Origin of the sequence: Halococcus salifodinae DSM 8989, assembly GCF_000336935.1 — an archaeon.
Taxonomy (GTDB): domain Archaea; phylum Halobacteriota; class Halobacteria; order Halobacteriales; family Halococcaceae; genus Halococcus; species Halococcus salifodinae.
In genome coordinates this window covers 1-19,826 of record NZ_AOME01000027.1, presented here as the reverse complement: position 1 = coordinate 19,826, position 19,826 = coordinate 1, and the positions used below count along the sequence as shown (strand labels likewise).

Below are 19,826 nucleotides of genomic sequence, written 5' to 3'. Positions count from 1 at the left end.
CTTCGGACAGATCGTTGGAGACGATACCGATGGCGAAGGATCCCTTCTACTACCAGCTCGACCAGGACTACCGCGGCACCCGCGTTCGTGTACATACCGCCGATTTCACCTACGAGGGCTGGTGTCGGATGTTTCACTACGATCAGCACGCGGTCCTACTGTACGATGTCGAGCGCGACGACGCCGAAGAGGTCGGCCCGGTCACGATCAGCGAACCCGAGACCATCGAACGCATCGAAGCGGGCGGACCGATCCGCGAGATCCGCGTCGACGCCATCCGACCGTCGCCGTATAACGCCCGCGAGTACGACGACCCCGATCACAAAACCTTCGTCAAGCAGACTCGCGAGCGAGGACACTTGCTTACCTTCCCCGCGGTACGACCGCTATCGGACGGTGAGTACGAAACTGTTGGCGGCCACAAGCGCATGGAAGCCGCCCGCCGGGCGGGCCTTGACGACCTTCCCGTCCGCGTGCTGGATCTCGACGACTGGGAAGCAGCACGGCGGTTCGTCGACGAGCACATCCCGGTTCAAGGGGCCAGTGAGCGCAACATGTACGGCCAGGAGGGCATCGACCACGCGCTCGCTCAGCTGCGCGAGAAGTGGTCCGACAAGCGACTCCGCGAACTCACACCGCTCAAACCGTATCTGGAAGAGAAGCTGGCGTCGACGCGCCACGAGGCGGTGCGACAGGGGTATGCCGGCAGTCACGCGCTCCGGTAGGTTCGGCTGCTGTTCCCCATCCAGTACCGATCCGACTGAGAATGGTGTTTGAGCGATTAGTGGATGTGGTGCGGTCTATGATCGCCTTATGTAACACACTGTCTTTTAACGATCAGCGAGTGTTACATAAGGCAGTACCAGCCAACGGAAGCGTCGGCTGGTTTCTCCCACACCAGAGTAGTGAAATGAGCACAGCCATTCCCGACGCCGTCGATACGACAGCTTCACGCAGCGCCCGGCGTGTCCTCGCTCGAACGCCGACCGACGGCGAGGTACTGGCACTGGTCTCTGGCGGTCACGACTCGCTCTCAGCGATGGCGGTCGCCCACCGGTCGTCGCGAGTCGATCTCTCCGGGATCGTCCACGTCAACACCGGCATCGGGGTTCCCCAGACACGCGCGTTCATCAAGGAGCGCGCGGAGACACTCGGTCTCGACTACTACGAGGTTGGTGTCCCGTGTGATGAGCCCGGCCAGGTACACGAGTACCGCCGGCCGCACGAAGAGTACCCGGCACTCATCCGCAAGTACGGATTGCCGGGTCCTGGGGCGCACAAATACATGTACTGGAATTTAAAAGAGAAACCACTGCGACGATTCCTCAACGAACGCTCCGAGCCGATCACGCTCGTCTCGGGCGTTCGGCGTGGCGAATCCGACCGGCGGATGGAGCACGTCGACGAGGAAGGCATCTCGGAGTATCTTGGCTACACTACGGTCTCGCCGCTCGTGGATTTCACCGGTCTCGATGTTCGACGCTACCGAACCGCGCTTGATCTTCCGATGAATCCGGTCAAAGAGCGGCTGGAAATCTCCGGAGAGTGTCTATGCGGGGCCTTCGCCACTCGGGGCGAGCTGCGGATGATTCGCCTGTTCTACCCACGGGTCTATCGCCGAATCCTCTGTCTCGAGGCAATGGTGGGCGCGCACACAGCTACCGACGACGGTCCGGAGAAGAGCTACGGCGAGTGGGGCCACAATCGGCTGAAAGACCGCGAGCAGGCCGCCCGACAGGATGATCAGCAAATGCTGCTGTGCGACGCCTGCGAATCGTCGTGTCGCGGCGACGAGAATCGAGACTGTGGCTGAGCGCCAACAGGGCGACAACTGCGGCCGTCCAGATGAAGTGAATTGGGAAGGAACTACCACCGTTCCTCGATCGCTCTTGAAGCCGAAATCCCTTCGAAGACGGCTCCTGAAGCCGGTAGTTATAAGTGATCGACTGGACTTCTCCCAGTGATGGCAGATCTGATCGTCAAAGCAGCAGTGAAGGAAGCGCTCGATGACTCGAACGTCGCAGCGGACTTCTACGACGCACTCGATGCAGAGGTCGAAGATCTACTCGAAGACGCGAGCCGCCGAGCTGAGGAGAACGACCGCAAGACCGTTCAGGCCCGCGACCTGTAACATCGCTGGATTTTCGAATATCCACGCCGACAGTGAACCCACCGACTCAATAGCCAGTAGCTTTATTATTCATGCTTCATGATGTATCACCACGTTATGATGGATGACTTGACCGGGTTCCAGCGTGATTTGCTCTACGTGATCGGTAGCTTTGATGAGGAGTCACCGCCCCACGGCCTTGCGATCAAAGACGAAATCGAGAAAGGCTACTCCGGCGAGATCAATCACGGGCGACTCTACCCGAATCTGGATTCCCTCCGTGAGATGGGGTTGATCGAGAAGGGGACGATCGACAAACGCACCAACTCCTATGAGCTCTCCCAGCGCGGTCGTCGTGAACTCGAAACCCGTCGTGAGTGGGAATCGGAGCTTGTCGACCTCAACACCGCCTGAGAATCAAGCGTAGCGCTTCGTGTCTTCAGCCATTCCACCTCTGTAACCTTTCAGCGGCCCCGGATTAGCGTTGGAGCACGAGAGCATGAGAGGATCATTTGTTGTTCAATTCGTTCTGTAACGAACTCTTCTTCCGAATGTTGAACGATGCGGTGGATTTCCCATTTTTCGGAGATAATTCGAGGTGGATGGTTGGGTTTAATAACACCCTGAAGCGTCTTGGCGGTCGAGATTCCATGATACCGAAACTATTCGACAGAGGAAATCACTCACCGAAACGTGTGGCCATGGTCGGCCTCGTCGTCGTGATGCTCTTGTTCGCGGGCTGCGGCGGCGGTGGCGGCAGTGGCGATAATGGAACCAATGGGACAGTCGCAGGCGAAAACGAGACGACTGCCGCAGCCGACGCAGAAACGACGGCTGCAGAGAGCGGAGAAGAGACAACAACTGAGAGTGGCATGACCGAAACCGCCACTGCAACCGCAACTCCCACCGCGACTGAAACTCCCACCGCAACCCCGACACCGACTGCTACAGTAACCGAGACTGTTGTCGGGAATACCAGTACGAACGCAACGACGACCGGGAATGCCAGTCCGAACGAAACCGCTCCGGGTGACCTCGACCTAAATGCTACTCCGTCAGGGCCGAACGACGACCAATTTTTCCTTGACCGGCTGGAGCTACTTGTCACCCAGTCAAATTACACTGTGAACTCGATCGGAATGGAAGGTGATACTGTTACTCTTGAATACGTCACTAATGCAACGGATGAATCCGCTGCTCTTCAAGAGATGGGGATGATTTCTGGTGGATATGCCGGACTTATGTCCGGAGGATGGAACACTGAGGGCATGAACGTGACGGTCGTTTCGTCTGCTGGCGAACCCATCAGCACGTTCCATGTCGAAAGCTCGTGGGCAGAGCAGTATAATAACGAAGAAATCTCTGCGACCGAATATATCCAGCTAGTTCGCGGTACGTCTGAAACTCCGTCGGGCGGCAACGAAACTACCGCTACGCCGACCGCTGAAGCTTCAGCGTAGGACCACTGTCGGTAGACTGACGTCGGAATTCTGCTCGTGCTTCTGGTCGGATACAACTCAATCACAACGGTCATCAGCACTGTGTGGTGGGAGCTCGCCAACGAAGAATTCGGCCGATACGACTATATCTCTCTCAAAAATGGTGTTACTGAGCGCGAAACCTGTACCATGAGGACGATTTCGCGCTCATCGCGACTTCCTAGACCACTCCATCTGAAGACAGGCAGGTAGTTTGCTCATGCACAGCGTGTTCTGAATCTATGTCTGCAGCGTAGATTTCATAAGGGAGATATGCATTACAAACCGATCTAACCTCCAAACAGTTGGCATCGATATCACACCCTACATCGACCAATCCACACCCCCAGAAACCCTTTAGTGACGTTGACAACACGATCCACAATGGGGGCTCGTTCCATGTCAACGAAGGCAGACCGACGCGACGTGATCCAGTTCCTTGCGGAAGATCCCGAACCACTCTGGTTGCTTGAACACCTGCGCGACGAACCATCCACACTCGACGATATCGCCGAAGCACTTTCACTCTCGCAGGCTGTACTTCGACCAACATTAGACGAGTTTCTCGAAAGACGCTGGGCCGAACGAACCAGCGAGGGGTATCGCATCACTACTCTCGGTGCGTTCGTCACAATGGAATATCTCACATTCCTCGATACGCTCGAACAGATCGACGAATCCGAGCAGTTCATCCAAGAGTTACCGCTCGAAGCAATTTCATCATTCCATTCGATCCCAGAGACAGACGCTTCTGACACGATGAACGAGAGTCGTAGGTGATCTCGCTGGTGCCGATTCCGGTGTGACACTCGAAGTATCGGTTCTCACTGCTTCATCCGAGCGCCTGAACAACTCGAATCAGTATGATCGCCCGCAAAAATGCGAGAATTCGAATCCGAATCGATGGAACTACTGTGGTTAGTCGTCCGTTGACGTGTATCCGGCCTCGCCGGGATTCTCGACATCGACGCTCCCGGTAATCTCAGTATAGGGGTACGGCATACCGATGCCCTCGGCGTCGAAGCGTTTCTTGACTGCCTCGGTGAACGCCGCGGCGGTGGGTGCGTAGCCGGTTTCGTTGGGGTTGATCCAGACACGTCCCGAGAGCACGACCGCGGAATCGCCGAGACTCGTGACCGGCGCGGCTGGTTCGGGTTCGGAAAGCGCACCATCGAGCTTCCGTGCCTCGTCGAGAATTGCCGTGCGAGCCGCCTCGATATCGTCGTCGTACTCGATGCCGAAGTCCACGCCGACTCTGAGCTGATCGTTGCCCGTCGGATTAGTCACAACGGCACTGGCGAGATCGCTATTCGGGACGGTGACCTCTTCGTTGTCGAAGGTATCGAGTTTCGTGACCCGGAGTTGAATCTCCCGGACGACACCAACGTTGCCGTCCCATTCGATCCAGTCGCCGACCTTGAATGGCTCGTCTTGGATAATGAATATTCCCGCGACGAAGTTCGAGATGAGGTCCTGTGCAGCGAAGCCGACCGCGAGCGCGAGCGCACCGGCGAGCGTCGCGAACGCCGCGAGCACGACGCCAGCACCCGCGATGGTGGCTGCGATCACGATCGCAAGCACAGCCGTGATCGCGACCACAGTACTCACAACGAGTCCTGCAATCGTCTCGTCGACATCGCGGCTATTGAGCGCGGCGTTCAACATCCGGACCACGATGGCCTTGCCGACGTAGTAGATGATGACGAACGAAACGAGGAACAGCACGATCGTCACGGCGGCGTTGATGAGTGCCGGTCCGTACTGATTCAGCAACGACTGTGGGTCGAGTGAAAACCCCTGCTGGAGTGGTATCATAGGATCCGCCCGAGTAGATTGACGAGGAAATAATCAACGTTGCGATTTCTATACAATATCTCGGAAGAATAGAGATTGAGGAGGTCGATGTACGAAATCTTTGAACCACTTGCCGAAAGCGAACTCCTCAAAGACGGAACCAACTGGCCGAAAAGACCAATGGTGAGGAGTACTATCGTACGGACGACGGAATGGATGATGAATCAGATAGAAAAGCGAAAAGAAGCGATAGCAGGCTTCTCTGTTGTGAACAGTGCAACAGCTTGTATCCTGCCAGAACCACCAGCGATGGAAGCCTGGCTCCGANAGCGATAGCAGGCTTCTCTGTTGTGAACAGTGCAACAGCTTGTATCCTGCCAGAACCACCAGCGATGGAAGCCTGGCTCCGATGAGTGCGACCCAGTGCCAAAATTGTGGCAACGACCAGTTTGTGCAAGTTACACTCCACGACGACCAATCATCACATGCCTGAATGCCAGAACTGCGAGGCGTTCGTCACCGACCAGTATGTCCGGGTGTTCGCACCTACTGGAATGGAATCAGTACGCGTCTGTCCGAACTGTCCAGGAAAAGTCCGCGAGGGGGCTGACGTTCGTGATGCGCGATCACCGCGACACTGACGACCGATCCCCCAGCAGTGTCTACCGTAACACCGCTTGGAAATCGGGTGACGCCATTCAGAGATCGGATACTGTCGGACGAGCATGTTCCTATAATTTACACGTTCTGCACACAGATACATCATGACTTCACAAGCGACCGAGCCCATCAGCGCCGCACGTGAGCGTGTTGAGCAAGAACAGGCCCGAACACAGGTCGAAGAGCGCGCATTCCAGCGGTTTCATACCCACGTTGCCAATATCGAATGCAGTCGCTCCCAGAACGAGGCCTGGGGGCAACCACAGAACTCAATCTCTGTACATCTCAATACGGAACCCGGCGGAGCGATGGTCGAGCGGATCGAGAACGCCTTTCAGGAGACGCTACTGGATACTACTCACTACGACGACGAGTACAACGACGCCTCGATCTACGAAACCATGGCGGCAGAGTTCGGGCCAGCCATTGCCCACGTCCTCAGGCAGAACACCTACATTTCCTCGGACCTCCAGACGACGATCCTTGATGCTGCAAAGCAGGCGTCTCGCGAGCGCAAAGCGTTCTCGATGTGGCTCGATCGAGAAGCCACCTCGCTCGCGGAAACTGCCGAACAACTGTGCGAGATCGACGCTGNCGCAAAGCGTTCTCGATGTGGCTCGATCGAGAAGCCACCTCGCTCGCGGAAACTGCCGAACAACTGTGCGAGATCGACGCTGCTGTCTCCGAACTTGCTAATTCACCTCTTGAAGGGTGGTCCGCTAGGGAACTCAGAGCCGCTCGTGACCGACTCTACACGCTAGAACACGACTGCGATATGCTTGCCAATCAACGCCAAGCGTTCCTCAACGAACGTCCACCGATGGACAACCTACATCTCGATGGGAAAGAGTTTGATGAGTACCTCTATCACTCACAGGACTTTACCTACCCTGTTTTGTCAGCGATAACGGCCCACGTCGAGAGAATACAACGGGTACGTGGCAGAATATGCAAACACTTAGCCACTGAATAGTATTGAACCAATGTATTCTACCATGAAAAACATTTATGGGCCGACTCTGTGAATCGCTGCCGTCTCGCATGAACTGGGCGGCAGCGAGTGCGTGACATTAGTGATAGCAATGACAAGTCCACACATACTCGGCGATGGTGTCGTTCTCCAGACAGTCCCGGACTCGCTCCAGCCATTGGTCAACGGGTTNAATGACAAGTCCACACATACTCGGCGATGGTGTCGTTCTCCAGACAGTCCCGGACTCGCTCCAGCCATTGGTCAACGGGTTCCTCGAAGCGGTCCCGTTGGTGGTTGGCGCGATCGTCATCCTGCTGCTCGGGTGGATCGTCGGCCGAATCTTCGGTGGGATCGTTAAGCGCCTCGTCCAAGGGATTGGTCCCGCCCAGTACACCGAGGGGACACCCCTCGAACGCGAGGGTGATGCGGATCGGAGCATCGCACAGGCGCTCGGAAAATTCGTCAAGTACGTCATCTACCTGCTCGCAGTCCTCGCCACGGTCAGTTACCTCGGAATCGCGGTTCCCGGTGGGTTCCTGACTGGCGTCGGTGGCGGGCTGGTCCAGGTCATCGTTGCTATTGCGATCCTCATTGTCGGAGTCGCCATTGGCCGATTCGTCGGGGGTCTCGTTGGGAACATTGTCGCCGGATTGGGCCTCGATAGTTACGTCCGTGACACCCCACTCGCTGACGTCACTGATTCAGTCGGCGGCATCGGCACCGCTGTTGGGAAGATCGTCGAGTACCTCATTTACTTCTTTGCGCTACTCATGGCGCTCGACTACGCTGGAATCGCGATTCCAGGTGGGTTCCTGACGAACATCGCCAACGGTGCGGTGCAGATCATCGTCGCCGGCGTCATCCTCGTCGTCGGGTTCGCTATCGGTCGGTTCGTGGGTGACCTCATCGCTAGCGTGGTTTCGGGGTTCGGGCTCGACACCTACGTCCGAGACACGCCGCTCGCTGACGCCACGGATGCGGTCGGTGGTATCGGTAACGCCGCCGGGAAACTCGTCGAGTTCCTTATTTACTACTTCGCGTTGGTCGCGGCGGTCGATGCGCTTGATTTCCCGGCGTTGTCGGAACCATTGACCGAATTCATCGGCCAGATCCCACTGATCCTCGGCGCTCTCGCCGTCCTTATTGTCGGGATCTACGTGGCCGACCTGCTCGGCGACATAGTTGCGAACGCTGACACGAGCCGAGCAGCCGACATTGCCGGTCTGGCTGTCCAGCTGTTCGTCTACTACATCGTGATCGTGTTCGCACTCGACACAGCTGGGTTCGACACGTCCGTACTGACGAGCCTGTTCAACACGGTCATCACGGCGTTCTTCGGCGCACTCGGACTGGCGCTCGCTATCGGTGTCGGTGGGATGCTCGCACTTGGTGGGCAGGACTACGTCGCCGAGAATATCGACGACTGGGTTGGGAGTGCGCGCAGTAGCGCATCCGATCTCAACGAGGACACCGAATCGAACTCTGGGCCGGACGACGGCTTCGAGTCGCCAGGATCGACCGACGACTGACATCACCACCTTCGGCAAAGGGTTCTCCGGAACCCTTTCGAGGATAGCTCGGATCCGATCAGACAACGTGAAGAATATCGGACGCAATGAACACAGTTTCGTAATTAACCATCCTATCGTGGCTGCTCCTCAAGCCAGATCCACCACTCATGAAGCCCCTCACTGAACGGATCGATGAGAATCGATTCGACCGTCCCATCAGCATCGTTCGAGCGATCGTTCATGAACTCCGCACAGAGAAGGTGACGTTCATGGCGGGCAGTATCGCGTATCACGCGTTTGTGTCGATGCTTCCGTTGTTGGTGTTGGTGCTGACGATCATCTCGACTGTCGGCGATCGGAGTCTCGAAGCGGCGTTCGTCTCGTTTGCCGAACGCGTTCTCACACCGAGTACTGGTGGGGTTCTCATTGGCCAACTCGAATCTGCCGGGACATCCACGGGACTGTCGATCCTTGGACTGGGAGTGCTGCTCTGGGGAACACTCCGAATCTTCCGCGGGCTCGATACCGCGTTTTCGGATATTTACGAGACGGGATCGGCGAATACCTTCACCGATCAGCTTACCGATGGGGTGGTGGTGTTTCTGACGTTCGGACTGGCGTTGGTGGCAGGGTGGGCGATCAATTCGATTCTGTCGAGCGTCGATCCGGGAGTGATTGCGACGATCATCCGGCCGGTAGTCCTCATTATCGGGTTAGCGATCACGTTCGTACCGATGTACNCGATCCGGGAGTGATTGCGACGATCATCCGGCCGGTAGTCCTCATTATCGGGTTAGCGATCACGTTCGTACCGATGTACTACATTTTCCCGGATACCGACGTGACACTGGGAGAAATCCTGCCTGGTGTGTTCGTGACTGCTGTGGGACTGACCGCGTTCGAGTCGGTATTCCGGCTGTATACGCAGTTCAAATCACCGGGGAGTAGTGCGATCGCTGGTGTTCTTGTACTGTTGACATGGCTCTATTTCAGTGGCTTGATCATCCTGGTTGGTGTCGCTGTCAACGCCGTTCTCTCGAATCGGAGCGCGGATGTCGATATTGAGCCAGTGACCCGACCAGCACAGAACAACAGTGAAAGCAGCAGGAGTAACACAGCAGATTCCCAGGGTATTGTCGAGGCAGTCCATAGTGTCGAGAGAACTCTTTCTGAAGGTGATGAGATGAGACTGATATCGAACGGGAACGATGTCCTGTTACCTTCACCACACCGTGTCGTTGCTTCCGATGAAGACACGGCGTCTACGGCCGACAGTTCAGTGAGTCTCGAACTCCACTGGGACAGATCCCGGTGAGTGGATAGGGGGTCAGTTCGGCAATAACACTTAACTTGCATCGTTGTATGGTAGCACACATTATGATTGATCGGATGGAAAAAGAGGTAGACATGCTGGTCCGCCATCTTCGGATACTACGAATAGTCATCACAAGCGAACCGATCGGGATCGTGAAGATATCGAATGAAACCGGCTACGAGCATCACAAGGTGCGCTATTCGTTGCGGGTGCTCGAAGAAGNCGAACCGATCGGGATCGTGAAGATATCGAATGAAACCGGCTACGAGCATCACAAGGTGCGCTATTCGTTGCGGGTGCTCGAAGAAGAGAGTCTGATCGAACCCACCAGTCAAGGAGCGACGACAACCGACCAAACAAGCGGATTCGTTGAGGAACTCGACACCAAAACCAGCGGTATCAGCGAGCAGCTTGACGGCATGCGGCTCGAAAATACAGACGAGAGCGTCCAGTAGGTTCGAAATTGATGGGAGAGGAGGACTCGCACAGGACAGGGGAAATTCCCGTTTTTATTTTCAAACCCATCAGCCGACGTCTGGTTGGGTAGATTGGCGGACTGTCAGGGCGAGCGTGTCGGAATGATGCGTTTCGGTGGCGGGTTAGTCTACTCCACAGGGGTATACCTCGGTGGCCATTCGAGGCTAGTACCCGCCGGCGACGCCGGCACGCTCGCTATCGTGGTCCGTCAGGGAGAGTCGAGTGGGGTGAGCATTCCCAACTATCACGGATCTCCCGCTTGTGCGTGGTGGCTGCACAAGCGTAAGCCTTTTGTCCGTGTTCGGTCACTCCAGTCCTCTGCTAGAGCACATACTGCTGTCTAGGACGAGGTTGGATTCGAAGATCAGTATCAATCACATCTCGCCAAGGTCACGGATGTCCAAGAGGCAGTCGCTGAACTCACAGGCCGGCTTCGTGACGATATACACCTCGTCTTTGTCTGGTTCGAAAACATCGATCAGAAACGATGTCACCGAATGTTCTTCAACAAACACATCGCTGAACAGCTGTAGTCGAGATCTGTCGTGTACCTCTGCTCAAGTCGCTCGATTTGCGGAATCAAAAGCTACACGACTAAACGATCCGATTGACGAATTCCTCACCAGTGTCGATGTTGACGAGATTCTCTCGGACGAGGCCAGCGACGTTTCGATAGTAGTCCTCGGTGAACCCCGCGCAGTGTGGGGTGATGAGAACTTCCTCGAACTCCCAGAGTGGGGATTCCTCAGGTAGCGGTTCCGCCTCGAAAACGTCGAGGGCAGCCCCACCGAGCGCCTCCGCTTCGAGAGCGTCACCGAGTGCTTCTTGGTCAACCACAGGTCCACGAGCGACGTTAATCAAAATCGCGTCGTCTCGCATCGCGGCGAACTCTTTGGTGGACATCAAATGGTGAGTTTCGTCGACGAGCGGAACCGCGAGCACGACAAACTTCGAGTCCCGGATCGCTGTATGGAGGTCGTCTGGGGGATAGACTGTTCGGACCTCATCAAGAGGTTCACCGGAGCGACGGACGCCGACGACGTTGAGTCCAAGCGCGGAAGTTCGCTCGACGATTCCTCTCCCAAGCGTCCCTAACCCGACGATGCAACAACGTTCGTTTGCCAGCGTATATGCGTCGTCCCATGCGGGTGGCGACCACTCCCGATGGGTTTGCGATTTCACAGCTGGCAGCAATCGACGTGCGAACGAAAGCATGTATCCTATGACGGTCTCGCCGACCGCCGGACCATGGATGCCACTGCTGTTTGTAAGGGTCACCCCGTGCTTGCGTAACTCGTCAACGGGGAAGCGATCCACACCCGCCTGAATTGAGTGAATCCAGTGGACTCCCTCAAGGTAGCTCTCGTGATAGGCCATCGTAACGACGGCGTCGTACGGTTCGAGAGGGTCGTTGCCAGCGTCGATGACTGCCACCTCAACGGCGTCCGTGAGGGCGTCTCGCAACTGTTCGGGCGGAAAGACGGCCGAGACGGACCTATCGATTCCAATGCTCGAAACCTCCATGCTCATTGTGTTCGGTGGAACGGGTATTCAAGGATCCGAAGAGTATTGCGACAAGATTGTCACTGAACCCAGTGCCGAGTCGTGACAGTATCATATTGGCGCTGTCTCTCAGCGGTTTCATCAGTACATTTCTTCAATACATCCGTCTTTAGCTAAGCGAAGAATCGCATGACTGCGGCTGCTATCGAAGTTGGTTCGTGAGTGGAATGAGGAGGGTCAGGTGTCCATGCCTTCGGAACCCTCCTCACGTCGGATTGAACAGCGACTCACTACGCTCTTTCCATCGATAGCTCTCGAAGACCACGCCGAGGCAGTCGGCGTGGTCGAACGCGACAGCAAGTTCCAGATACCTGCGATGGTCTGGGCGCTCGTGTTCGGCTTCGCCGCAGGCGAGAGCCGAACACTCGCTGCGTTTCGCCGCGCTTACAACGCTACTGCCGATAAGACGCTCTCTCCCGGCGGGTTCTATCAGCGATTGACACCGCTATTCGCCGCGTACCTCCGCGACCTCGTCGAGTTCGCGCTCGACGAGGTCGCTGTCCCTCACACTGTCTGTGACGAGTTTGACCAATTCAGAGACGTAATGATCGCCGACGCAACCGTTCTGCGGTTGCATCGGTTCCTGAGAGAACAGTACCAGGGACGACGCGAGGAGCAGGCTGGAGCGAAGCTCCACCTGCTCCACAACGTCACCGACCGAACTATCGAGAAACTCTCCATCACTGGCGAACGTCCCCACGACAGCACCGAGTTCGAGACCGGTTCGTGGCTAGAGGGACGGTTGCTAATCCTCGATCTGGCGTACTTCAAGTTCCGTCGCTTCGCCCGGATCGACGAAAACGGTGGCTACTTCGTGAGTCGTCTCAAGCGGAACACCAAGCCAGAGATCGTCGAAGAACTGCGCGAATGGCGCGGACGCGCCATTCCGCTGGAAGGCGAGGAGGTCTTCGATATCGCGGAGAACCTCCAGCGAAAGTACGTCGACGTCGAGGTCGAAGTGGAGTTCAGACGCGGGCCATACGCGGGCACGCGGTCGTGGGATACGAAGCGCTTCCGCGTCGTCGGCGTCCGCAACGAGGACGCCGACGACTACCACTTCTACATCACGAACCTCCCGAGAAAGTGGTTGCTGCCGGCGGATATAGCGACGCTGTACCGCTGCAGATGGGCGGTGGAGTTGCTGTTTCGGGAACTGAAGACGCTGTACGAACTCGATGAGTTCGACACGACCAACCCTGCGGTAGTGGAGATTCTGCTGTATGCGGCGATGCTGACGCTGTTGGTGAGCCGGGAATTGCTGGAACTGGTGATCGAACAGGCCGATGAGGAGGCAGTGTTCCCACCGGAACGCTGGGCGGCGACCTTCCGGTCGCACGCCCAGCGGATCCTCAAACGGCTCAGCGACTACCTCGGCTATTCGCCACCACCGCTGTTGGAACGGATGGCAGCCGACGCCCAGAAGATCCATCAACAGCGTCCAGTCCTACAGGAACGGTTCGCTACCGCCGCTCAACCAACCGCTGGAGTTAGCTAAAGACGGATGTTCTTCAATATTAATCGGGCCACTGATGGCCACCTATCCGAGATAACCTGTCGGGGGAAGCTTTACGAGGACAGGTGTGATGCTTGCTACTATGGCACGTATCACTATTCAGATCGATAACGATCCGGAATCGGAGACTGAAGCATTGGGGACACTGCCGAAACTGGGGGTCTACTGTGGGACGGAGTAGTTCGGTAACGCTGCCATCACGCTGCCTGAATTGTGGATTCGAAGCTGCTCCCGGCAGTGATGAGTGGAACTCAGTTGACTCGCCACCGCTGGGAACGATGACACAATGCCCCGACTGCGAGAGCACGAACGTGATGAACCGGGAGTAATCGATAACGTCGTCGGTGAAGGCCGCAGACCAGTTTGTCAGCGTTGGTGGGGCTTGGTCGTTCTCGTCCCGTCATCATCAGCCACTACTCACACCCCCACAGCAAATTGAATGCCGATCTCCATCCCTGATACTGTTGTCGGTCCCGTTGGTGGAGCGATCAGTGCCTATCGTGAGGGCACGATTGCGGCACTGGAAAGTCTCGACACCGCGGACGAACCCGTCGACGAAAACACGGGTGAGAGTGAAGCGTCACTCGAGACCGAAACGGACCAACCGTGGTGCCCTTCAGAGTTAAACTTGGGTAGGTAGATTCGTCATGCACAGTTCTCTCCTCACCAGCGGAAGAGAGTGACGACAGAGCTAATACAGTTCGTTGAAGAGACAGACCATGAGTGGTGATCGGCCTGGTGAATCTACTGAGGAGGTCGACGCAGACCTCTCGGAGGTCTCACCCGAGCGGTACGATCGCCAAGCCGAGGAGTTTCTCAACTTGGAGGCAGCGCTCTTAACCATCGACGGTGTGGAGACGGTCCTCAGCGACGCAACAACGACTGGGGTAGTAATTGACGCTGAGCGGATTTCTCGACCATCAGTCCCTTCATCATACCCAGTTGAGATCGAAGCGCGCGAGGCACTCGAGCTCACCGTGTCACTTGGTGGTGACCATCAAACGACGGCGTACATTGAGTGGCCAGACAGGTTTACTGACGAGGCACCACTCGTCCAGTTGCTCGCAAGCCTTGACGTTCATCCGTCTCGCTTCGCTGATCTCTACGGTAATGAGGTGCCGCTTGAAGCCATTGATAGCCGATACGTCCTCGCTAACCAGACTCCGACTGTCTCGACACAGAACGCTCGCTCTTCACGGTGGGTCTGGGGGATCGCTGCTGGAATTGGTCTTTGGATGGTCATCTGGCTCCTGCCTGAAGCCGTCGACGTTGGAGGGATTGCTCTCCTCGCGTGGATGTTGTTGCCGGTTGTGACGTACTTTGACCTGATGTACGTCCGTGATGTTTCGGAGTGGACCCCGAGCCGCTGGTTCTGGCCAGTGATCACCGCAATCTGGATCAGGGATCGGGAGAGGGTATAGTCTGGCACAGAAAGAACTATTGTAGTATTACGAGTAGTGCCCATGAACATGTTGCAAGTTGAGGTATTTTCCGAGTATTTCGGGGTGTTCTTCGCGGTGATCGGCATAATCTTTCTACTGGTCGGTGGACAAGGACTCCGGGGGACGCTGTCGTTCCGACGACGGGCGAAACAGACGGAGGGCGTCGTCACCGATCTACGCGCACGGTCGAGCGGCTCCCGAACTGGCGGTGACCCCAACGTCGTGTACTATCCTGTCTTGGAGTTCACCACCCAAGATGATCGTCAAGTGAAAACTGAAGCTCGCTCAGGTCGCTCTCCAGCCCCTGCTGATGAAGGCGAGCGGGTGACCGTTCAGTACGATCCCGCCGATCCGACTTCGGCCGAAATCGCAGGTAGTTCGACCGGGTTGTTTCTCTATGGGTTGTTCATCGTGCTGGGAGCGATTTTCACCGTTGTCGGACTCGTGGTGCAGTATGCACTCAGTCTCTTCTGAGGCACCCCTGCCAACCATTATCGAGTTGTCTGTGATATTGGCCACAGCTTGGAAATGTCACACTATTGTCGAAGGAATTCATACTGGTTGGAGGACAATAGCACGAAAGCACTTCTCTCATGAATCCGAAACCATATGTCGTCACCGAGGTGCTTCAGCTGACCGACGTGGTCCGAAAATCCGTGGTCACAATCGTTCCCTCTGCGGGTTTTCTCCTTTTGATATTCACCTTTGGGTTCATTGGGAGTGAGAACGCTCTCTTTGGGTTCGAAATGAATATTGGTGGAGTTATCGCTGATCCGTTTGTCCTCCTCGTGGTGGGAGGGATGGTCTACGGACTGTTCCGAAGAGTACGTCCCGACACGCTGATCGCTATTCGATCTGAGGGAGTAGCGGTTAGATCGGTGAACGTGCCTTGGTCTTCCATCGAACAGGTGGTTGTTATCCAACCGGAACCATCCGCGTACGAAATTGACGGACCTGAAGTCGGACTTCGCCTCACCCCAGATGCTCCGCTACCGGATGGTCTCTCATCACTCGTGACTGATCCGTCGACTTCAGCCGACATTCCCAGCGGACTTCGGACAGGACTTGACGGGCAGCCACTCGATATCGAACGCCTCGTTGAAACCGTCCAGACCTACGCTCCATCTACCGTCTCGGTCAGCGAGCTCCACGGAAAAGCCGAACAAACACTTACGACGTGACGAATTTATTCATCCACTAGGTGAGTGTGTCATAGAATAGCTTTCAGAGCGTTGATTGCAACTCGTTCTGCTTGAATCAGCCGACTCATATACCTCCGAATACAGCTCAGCTGTTCACGTTCGCGCGTGGCAGCACACTACGTTAGGCCCCACACTACACCGAAAATGGTACCGAGACCCATCCCAATCGCAATACCTATCCCGATATCATTCAGTACAATCCCAAGAACGACTCCCATTAGAGGGCCGAACGCAATCCCTAGAGCCATCTTATTCGAATCTATTTGGTCGTCCTCTTCGTCAGACATGTGATGTCTTTGGACTTCTGGTGAAATAAACCCTTTTCTATTGAAAATGGACGACTGCGTAGGGATTTGATGATTTAGACGATCATCCTTCAATAAAGTCCACTGTTATATCGTCTGGAATATACTCGTCTCGGATTGTCTGTTCGAGTCTGGGACAACATCCACGACTCGCGCCGTGCAGTGACTATCGTCTGCCGCCGACCGCGAGCATTCTAGCGGCTGTGGACGAGCTGGCCATGATGCCGAATGATTCGATGAGTTCCTGAGCGTCGCGTTCGACGGCGGATGTCCAGTCAGGAGCGTCGGCGACGAACTCGACTTGATAGTACGTGTCGTCCTGTTTCGCAAGCAGGAGGTAGCTTCGGATGCTTCTTGCCGTGTCGGTCGGCAGGTCGTACGTCATGTCGAGGATGACCGCGGATTGACCGCTGTCGAGCGTCGTCTTCCGTCGGTCTGCGACTTCGAGCGTGGTCGCCGCCTGTCGCGTGTTGGCGAGCGATTCGTCGACGACCTCTTCGAGTGTGAACGAGGCGTACTGTCCTTCGATGACGGTGATTCGGAGGCCATCTCTGTCGGAATTGCCGATTTCGATCTGCTGGGGCATGTTGTCGTTGACGGTCCACCCCTCGGGATGGTCGATCTGATATCCGTATACGGGGTTCTCGTACGTCACGAGCGGGGACATCACGAGTTCGTCTCCGGACGTCGCGGTCGTTGCCGTGGTCGCTGGCGGTGTCGTGGCTCCTGGCGTCGTCTGTGTCGTTGCGGGGGCTGGCGTTGTCATGGTGGCTGGTGTCGCCGGTGTTTGTTCGGCGGGGAACTCACCTGTGAGCGTGACGACTCGCCCGGTTTGCTCGACGGTGACGGTTTCGGGGTCGAAGTACGCTCGGAACTCGGGGTCATCGACAAACAGCTGGCGTACCGCATCGGTATCAGCTGCGGCGGCGTTCTCGAACACGACCGTAATCGAGAAGACGGGCGTGCCGTCCTCGGTGTCGATGACAGTTCCGATGCCAACGTCATTACGCAGGTTTTCGCTGTTGGCGTCGGGCGTGAGCCGTCCGCCGACCACTACTCCAGCACCGAGCGCGTCGGCGAGCGTCCGGAAGTCGTCGTTGGCGTCGTAGAACCGTTCGCCATCACCACTTATCACATCGATGGTGGCTTTGATTCCCGAGAGCGATGGGTCGGGGAAGAGCCCGCTAATGAGCGTATCGCCCGAGAAGGCGTTCGCGCCAGCGTCGTCGGATTCGACATAAATATCGTACCCCTTGTATGTCTCTCTGAGCTCGGCGGCGCTTTCCTGTGTGAGCGTCGTGATGATCGACTCATTGTCGAATGGGCCAACTACGACGTCCCAGTCGGCCAACAGCAGCGTATCAATCTCCGAATACGGAATCTCGAAACCGCCCCCGCCCGAATAGGTCGCGGTTTTTATAGACGATTCGGGGAGGAAGTCGGCGGATGCGCGCTTGCGCTCACGGATCGCGTCGATCTGATAGAAATCAAATTGAAAACCCGACGGGTTTGAGGGGACGGGAATCATCGCTGCGTAGGGAATATCCGTCGAGGGAGTGGACCCACCCTGGTTGGTTTCGGTCGCGTCTGTCTCGGTTGTGTCCGTCTCTGTTGTGTCCGTTTCAGTCTCAGTCGAAGACTGTTCGGTTGTGTCCGTTTCAACCGAGGACTGTTTGGTTGCGGTCGTCCCTGCTGTCGTAGTAGCTGTCGTCGCCGTGGTCGTATTGTTGGATTGAGTCGTGTTATTCTGCCCGCTCAGTGCGCTACACCCCGCAAAGAGCGGGAAGCCAGCGGCAAGTCCATGGAGCACGCGTCGTCGATTCACGAGGCGTCTCTCCCTCGGGGGATCGTACTGCTTTCCTGCCCGTGCTCGAACCGTCTGGCGTTCGTGGTATCCGTGGCGGTCGTTCGGTGTGTTGGTGTCATGCGCCGCAATATGGGCAACTAGTATATCTAGTTACCTGTGTTGGATCATTTATCGGCGGGTGTAATGTCGTCATTGACGGTCAATGATGTTAATATATCGTTCATCTGTTGGTCGAGAGTGCTCGTGTAGGTCGCTTCTGGAATGGAAAATCTCACTCCGAGGAACGTACTGGATACGAGAGTTGTGACGGCTCTCGTACGACTGCTTCTCTTAGCGCCGGATGGGGTGGTTCGGATCTCGAACAGTACGCCGGGATGCTCATTGGGTAGCATCACACGCCCCCGTTTCAGGACTTCCGTACGTATGTTTTGGTCACGATTATACTGTCGAATGTCACGTAGTCCATTCGTGGTGAGCCGGTCAAGTGAGGTGGACGATGGGACGTTTTCATCTTCGATGTAGACTCCCAAGGAAGAAGACAAACGCGATACAGACGACGATGGAGAGGGAGGCGTAAATTGAATTTCTCTCGGATCAGCGTCGTCAATTTCCCACTCTTTGGGATATCTGATGGTATACGAGTAGGCATCGTTGGTGTAGGTCTCAAGTTGCGAGAGGTTGATATCTATCGATCCAGTGGTTGTACCCAACCCTACCGTGGGTGTAGATGGAGATGTCGACGTCGAAACTGTCGAAGAGACAGTCGACGATGGGACGTCTGTTGACGGTAGCGGGGAAGACACAGTAGTTGGTTGAGTGGCTGTTTCCCGTGTAGTTTCAGCCATCGACGTGGCCAGCGATGAGGTTGGAGAGTCACCTGGCGTGAGAGGTGTTCCAGCACCGTTGAGTGATTGTGTGGTAGTATTTGCTTCCTCTCCATTATCGCCACTGTTACACCCCGAAAAGAGGAAGCTCCCTGTTACGAGTCCAAGCAAAACATATCGTCTCTGCATGATGGCAATGATAGGTTACGATACATGAATATGCTGATTTACGGAGCACGAAAACTCACAGGGATCACTAGCACTCCAAGAAAATTGATCGTGGTTGAATACTACTACTTCGGCGGTTGGGCGTGGCTGGCGTTTTGAGCTGGATAACGACTAGTGCCGTATCAGCCACAGGACTGGCTTTCGGGCAGTTTCGGAGTGGTTAAAGCCGAAGTGTTCCCAAGCGTATCTTCGCACGCCTTACTGAATCCCACCACTCTCGTACCCTCAAAACCACACGGTTGCAACGACTTCGAGTCAAATCATGCTACTCGGTCAGCGGCAACCGCCGAAGTAGTAATACCTGTGAGGTGAATTCCCATTACTCCATCTCCATCAGAGAAGTAGGCATCTCCGTGTGGGGTAGTGCAGCGAGAAGATCGGCGCAGCACACGGTGGTATCGAGGTGTACCAGTGAGGGGTAGGGGGAGATAATTCCGAGAATATGACAACTTTCAGTTACTGCGCTTGTTGATTGTTCGTGGCAGGCTCTACACTACATGTATTGACACGGACAACCTTAATGCCCCAGTCAGCAGGGCCCTACCAAGTAGGGTGTTGGTGAGGACGAGCGCCGCTATGCTCGAATAGTGAGAGGTCGTCTCGAATTACCGTGGCGTCGCTGCG

Annotated in this window: 21 protein-coding genes; 17 read left to right on the top strand and 4 right to left on the bottom strand. The window is 56.0% G+C overall.

Annotated elements, in window-relative coordinates:
* Positions 1–29: 29 nt before the first annotated feature.
* From C450_RS05385 to C450_RS05360, 6 genes are all read left to right on the top strand, one after another.
* Complete coding sequence (locus C450_RS05385; protein ID WP_005041066.1) at positions 30–725, top strand: ParB/RepB/Spo0J family partition protein; 696 nt, start codon at positions 30–32, stop codon at positions 723–725.
* Positions 726–910: 185 nt separating this feature from the next.
* Positions 911–1,813 (top strand): phosphoadenosine phosphosulfate reductase domain-containing protein, encoded by a 903-nt coding sequence (locus C450_RS05380; RefSeq protein WP_005041064.1) that lies wholly within the window; start codon positions 911–913, stop codon positions 1,811–1,813.
* A gap of 150 nt (positions 1,814–1,963) precedes the next feature.
* A complete protein-coding gene (locus tag C450_RS05375) occupies positions 1,964–2,131 on the top strand; it encodes a hypothetical protein (RefSeq protein WP_005041063.1) in 168 nt (55 codons plus the stop codon).
* 99 nt (positions 2,132–2,230) lie between these two features.
* Complete coding sequence (locus C450_RS05370; RefSeq protein WP_005041061.1) at positions 2,231–2,524, top strand: PadR family transcriptional regulator; 294 nt, start codon at positions 2,231–2,233, stop codon at positions 2,522–2,524.
* 137 nt (positions 2,525–2,661) lie between these two features.
* Complete coding sequence (locus C450_RS22550) at positions 2,662–3,570, top strand: hypothetical protein (protein WP_005041059.1); 909 nt, start codon at positions 2,662–2,664, stop codon at positions 3,568–3,570.
* A 417-nt stretch (positions 3,571–3,987) separates the two neighbouring features.
* Entirely contained in the window at positions 3,988–4,368 is a 381-nt protein-coding gene (locus C450_RS05360; RefSeq protein ID WP_005041057.1) for a hypothetical protein, read from the top strand.
* 138 nt (positions 4,369–4,506) lie between these two features.
* On the opposite strand, the gene C450_RS05355 is transcribed toward C450_RS05360, so the two are convergent.
* Complete coding sequence (locus tag C450_RS05355; RefSeq protein WP_005041055.1) at positions 4,507–5,403, bottom strand: mechanosensitive ion channel family protein; 897 nt, start codon at positions 5,401–5,403, stop codon at positions 4,507–4,509.
* Positions 5,404–5,867: 464 nt separating this feature from the next.
* On the opposite strand from C450_RS05355, the gene C450_RS23675 reads away from it, so the two are divergent.
* The 7 genes from C450_RS23675 (at position 5,868) to C450_RS05330 (ending at position 10,296) form a co-directional block, all read left to right on the top strand.
* Positions 5,868–6,023: a DUF7563 family protein gene (locus C450_RS23675; RefSeq protein WP_440717332.1), complete on the top strand. Its 156-nt coding sequence runs from the start codon at positions 5,868–5,870 to the stop codon at positions 6,021–6,023.
* 123 nt (positions 6,024–6,146) lie between these two features.
* The gene (locus C450_RS23670) at positions 6,147–6,803 is read left to right on the top strand and encodes a DUF7260 family protein (RefSeq protein ID WP_152424417.1); all 657 of its coding nucleotides are present in this window, start codon (positions 6,147–6,149) and stop codon (positions 6,801–6,803) included.
* On the top strand, positions 6,701–7,015 hold the full coding sequence (locus C450_RS23665; protein WP_449271549.1) for a DUF7260 family protein: 315 nt from the start codon (positions 6,701–6,703) through the stop codon (positions 7,013–7,015). The genes C450_RS23670 and C450_RS23665 overlap by 103 nt, the downstream gene beginning before the upstream one ends.
* A gap of 191 nt (positions 7,016–7,206) precedes the next feature.
* On the top strand, positions 7,207–8,544 hold the full coding sequence (locus C450_RS05345) for a mechanosensitive ion channel family protein (RefSeq protein WP_005041051.1): 1,338 nt from the start codon (positions 7,207–7,209) through the stop codon (positions 8,542–8,544).
* Positions 8,545–8,693: 149 nt separating this feature from the next.
* Positions 8,694–9,281, top strand: coding sequence for a YihY/virulence factor BrkB family protein (locus C450_RS21265; protein WP_049909872.1), 588 nt, complete (start codon positions 8,694–8,696; stop codon positions 9,279–9,281).
* 59 nt (positions 9,282–9,340) lie between these two features.
* Positions 9,341–9,841, top strand: coding sequence for a YihY/virulence factor BrkB family protein (locus C450_RS21260; protein ID WP_394324903.1), 501 nt, complete (start codon positions 9,341–9,343; stop codon positions 9,839–9,841).
* Positions 9,842–9,903: 62 nt separating this feature from the next.
* Complete coding sequence (locus tag C450_RS05330) at positions 9,904–10,296, top strand: hypothetical protein (RefSeq protein ID WP_005041049.1); 393 nt, start codon at positions 9,904–9,906, stop codon at positions 10,294–10,296.
* A 616-nt stretch (positions 10,297–10,912) separates the two neighbouring features.
* On the opposite strand, the gene ddh is transcribed toward C450_RS05330, so the two are convergent.
* On the bottom strand, positions 10,913–11,848 hold the full coding sequence (ddh, locus tag C450_RS05325) for a D-2-hydroxyacid dehydrogenase (protein ID WP_049909870.1): 936 nt from the start codon (positions 11,846–11,848) through the stop codon (positions 10,913–10,915).
* Between the two features lie 220 nt (positions 11,849–12,068).
* Between ddh and C450_RS05320 the strand changes: the two genes are divergently transcribed.
* The 4 genes from C450_RS05320 to C450_RS05305 all read left to right on the top strand — a co-directional run bounded on the left by C450_RS05320 (position 12,069) and on the right by C450_RS05305 (position 16,017).
* Positions 12,069–13,376 carry an IS4 family transposase gene (locus C450_RS05320; protein WP_005041045.1) on the top strand — a complete coding sequence of 436 codons (1,308 nt, stop codon included), beginning with the start codon at positions 12,069–12,071 and terminating at the stop codon, positions 13,374–13,376.
* A gap of 737 nt (positions 13,377–14,113) precedes the next feature.
* Positions 14,114–14,815 carry a hypothetical protein gene (locus C450_RS05315; protein WP_005041038.1) on the top strand — a complete coding sequence of 234 codons (702 nt, stop codon included), beginning with the start codon at positions 14,114–14,116 and terminating at the stop codon, positions 14,813–14,815.
* Between the two features lie 42 nt (positions 14,816–14,857).
* Positions 14,858–15,310: a DUF3592 domain-containing protein gene (locus C450_RS05310; protein WP_005041035.1), complete on the top strand. Its 453-nt coding sequence runs from the start codon at positions 14,858–14,860 to the stop codon at positions 15,308–15,310.
* Positions 15,311–15,429: 119 nt separating this feature from the next.
* A complete protein-coding gene (locus tag C450_RS05305; RefSeq protein WP_005041031.1) occupies positions 15,430–16,017 on the top strand; it encodes a hypothetical protein in 588 nt (195 codons plus the stop codon).
* Between the two features lie 137 nt (positions 16,018–16,154).
* Here C450_RS05305 and C450_RS22330 read toward each other — a convergent pair whose 3' ends face one another.
* Together C450_RS22330 and C450_RS05300 are read right to left on the bottom strand one after the other, a co-directional pair.
* Positions 16,155–16,325 (bottom strand): hypothetical protein, encoded by a 171-nt coding sequence (locus C450_RS22330; RefSeq protein WP_005041029.1) that lies wholly within the window; start codon positions 16,323–16,325, stop codon positions 16,155–16,157.
* Between the two features lie 184 nt (positions 16,326–16,509).
* Entirely contained in the window at positions 16,510–18,168 is a 1,659-nt protein-coding gene (locus tag C450_RS05300) for a hypothetical protein (RefSeq protein ID WP_193790502.1), read from the bottom strand.
* Positions 18,169–19,826: the final 1,658 nt, after the last annotated feature.

Coding starts and splice junctions, on each gene's coding strand:
- C450_RS05345 (WP_005041051.1), top strand. CDS start 7,207: ATGACAAGTCCACACATACTCGGCGATGGTGTCGTTCTCCAGACAGTC.
- C450_RS22330 (WP_005041029.1), bottom strand. CDS start 16,325: ATGTCTGACGAAGAGGACGACCAAATAGATTCGAATAAGATGGCTCTA.
- C450_RS05315 (WP_005041038.1), top strand. CDS start 14,114: ATGAGTGGTGATCGGCCTGGTGAATCTACTGAGGAGGTCGACGCAGAC.
- C450_RS21260 (WP_394324903.1), top strand. CDS start 9,341: ATGTACTACATTTTCCCGGATACCGACGTGACACTGGGAGAAATCCTG.
- C450_RS05385 (WP_005041066.1), top strand. CDS start 30: ATGGCGAAGGATCCCTTCTACTACCAGCTCGACCAGGACTACCGCGGC.
- C450_RS05320 (WP_005041045.1), top strand. CDS start 12,069: ATGCCTTCGGAACCCTCCTCACGTCGGATTGAACAGCGACTCACTACG.
- C450_RS22550 (WP_005041059.1), top strand. CDS start 2,662: ATGTTGAACGATGCGGTGGATTTCCCATTTTTCGGAGATAATTCGAGG.
- C450_RS05305 (WP_005041031.1), top strand. CDS start 15,430: ATGAATCCGAAACCATATGTCGTCACCGAGGTGCTTCAGCTGACCGAC.
- C450_RS05380 (WP_005041064.1), top strand. CDS start 911: ATGAGCACAGCCATTCCCGACGCCGTCGATACGACAGCTTCACGCAGC.
- ddh (WP_049909870.1), bottom strand. CDS start 11,848: ATGAGCATGGAGGTTTCGAGCATTGGAATCGATAGGTCCGTCTCGGCC.
- C450_RS23675 (WP_440717332.1), top strand. CDS start 5,868: ATGCCTGAATGCCAGAACTGCGAGGCGTTCGTCACCGACCAGTATGTC.
- C450_RS05355 (WP_005041055.1), bottom strand. CDS start 5,403: ATGATACCACTCCAGCAGGGGTTTTCACTCGACCCACAGTCGTTGCTG.
- C450_RS05370 (WP_005041061.1), top strand. CDS start 2,231: ATGGATGACTTGACCGGGTTCCAGCGTGATTTGCTCTACGTGATCGGT.
- C450_RS05310 (WP_005041035.1), top strand. CDS start 14,858: ATGAACATGTTGCAAGTTGAGGTATTTTCCGAGTATTTCGGGGTGTTC.
- C450_RS05375 (WP_005041063.1), top strand. CDS start 1,964: ATGGCAGATCTGATCGTCAAAGCAGCAGTGAAGGAAGCGCTCGATGAC.
- C450_RS05360 (WP_005041057.1), top strand. CDS start 3,988: ATGTCAACGAAGGCAGACCGACGCGACGTGATCCAGTTCCTTGCGGAA.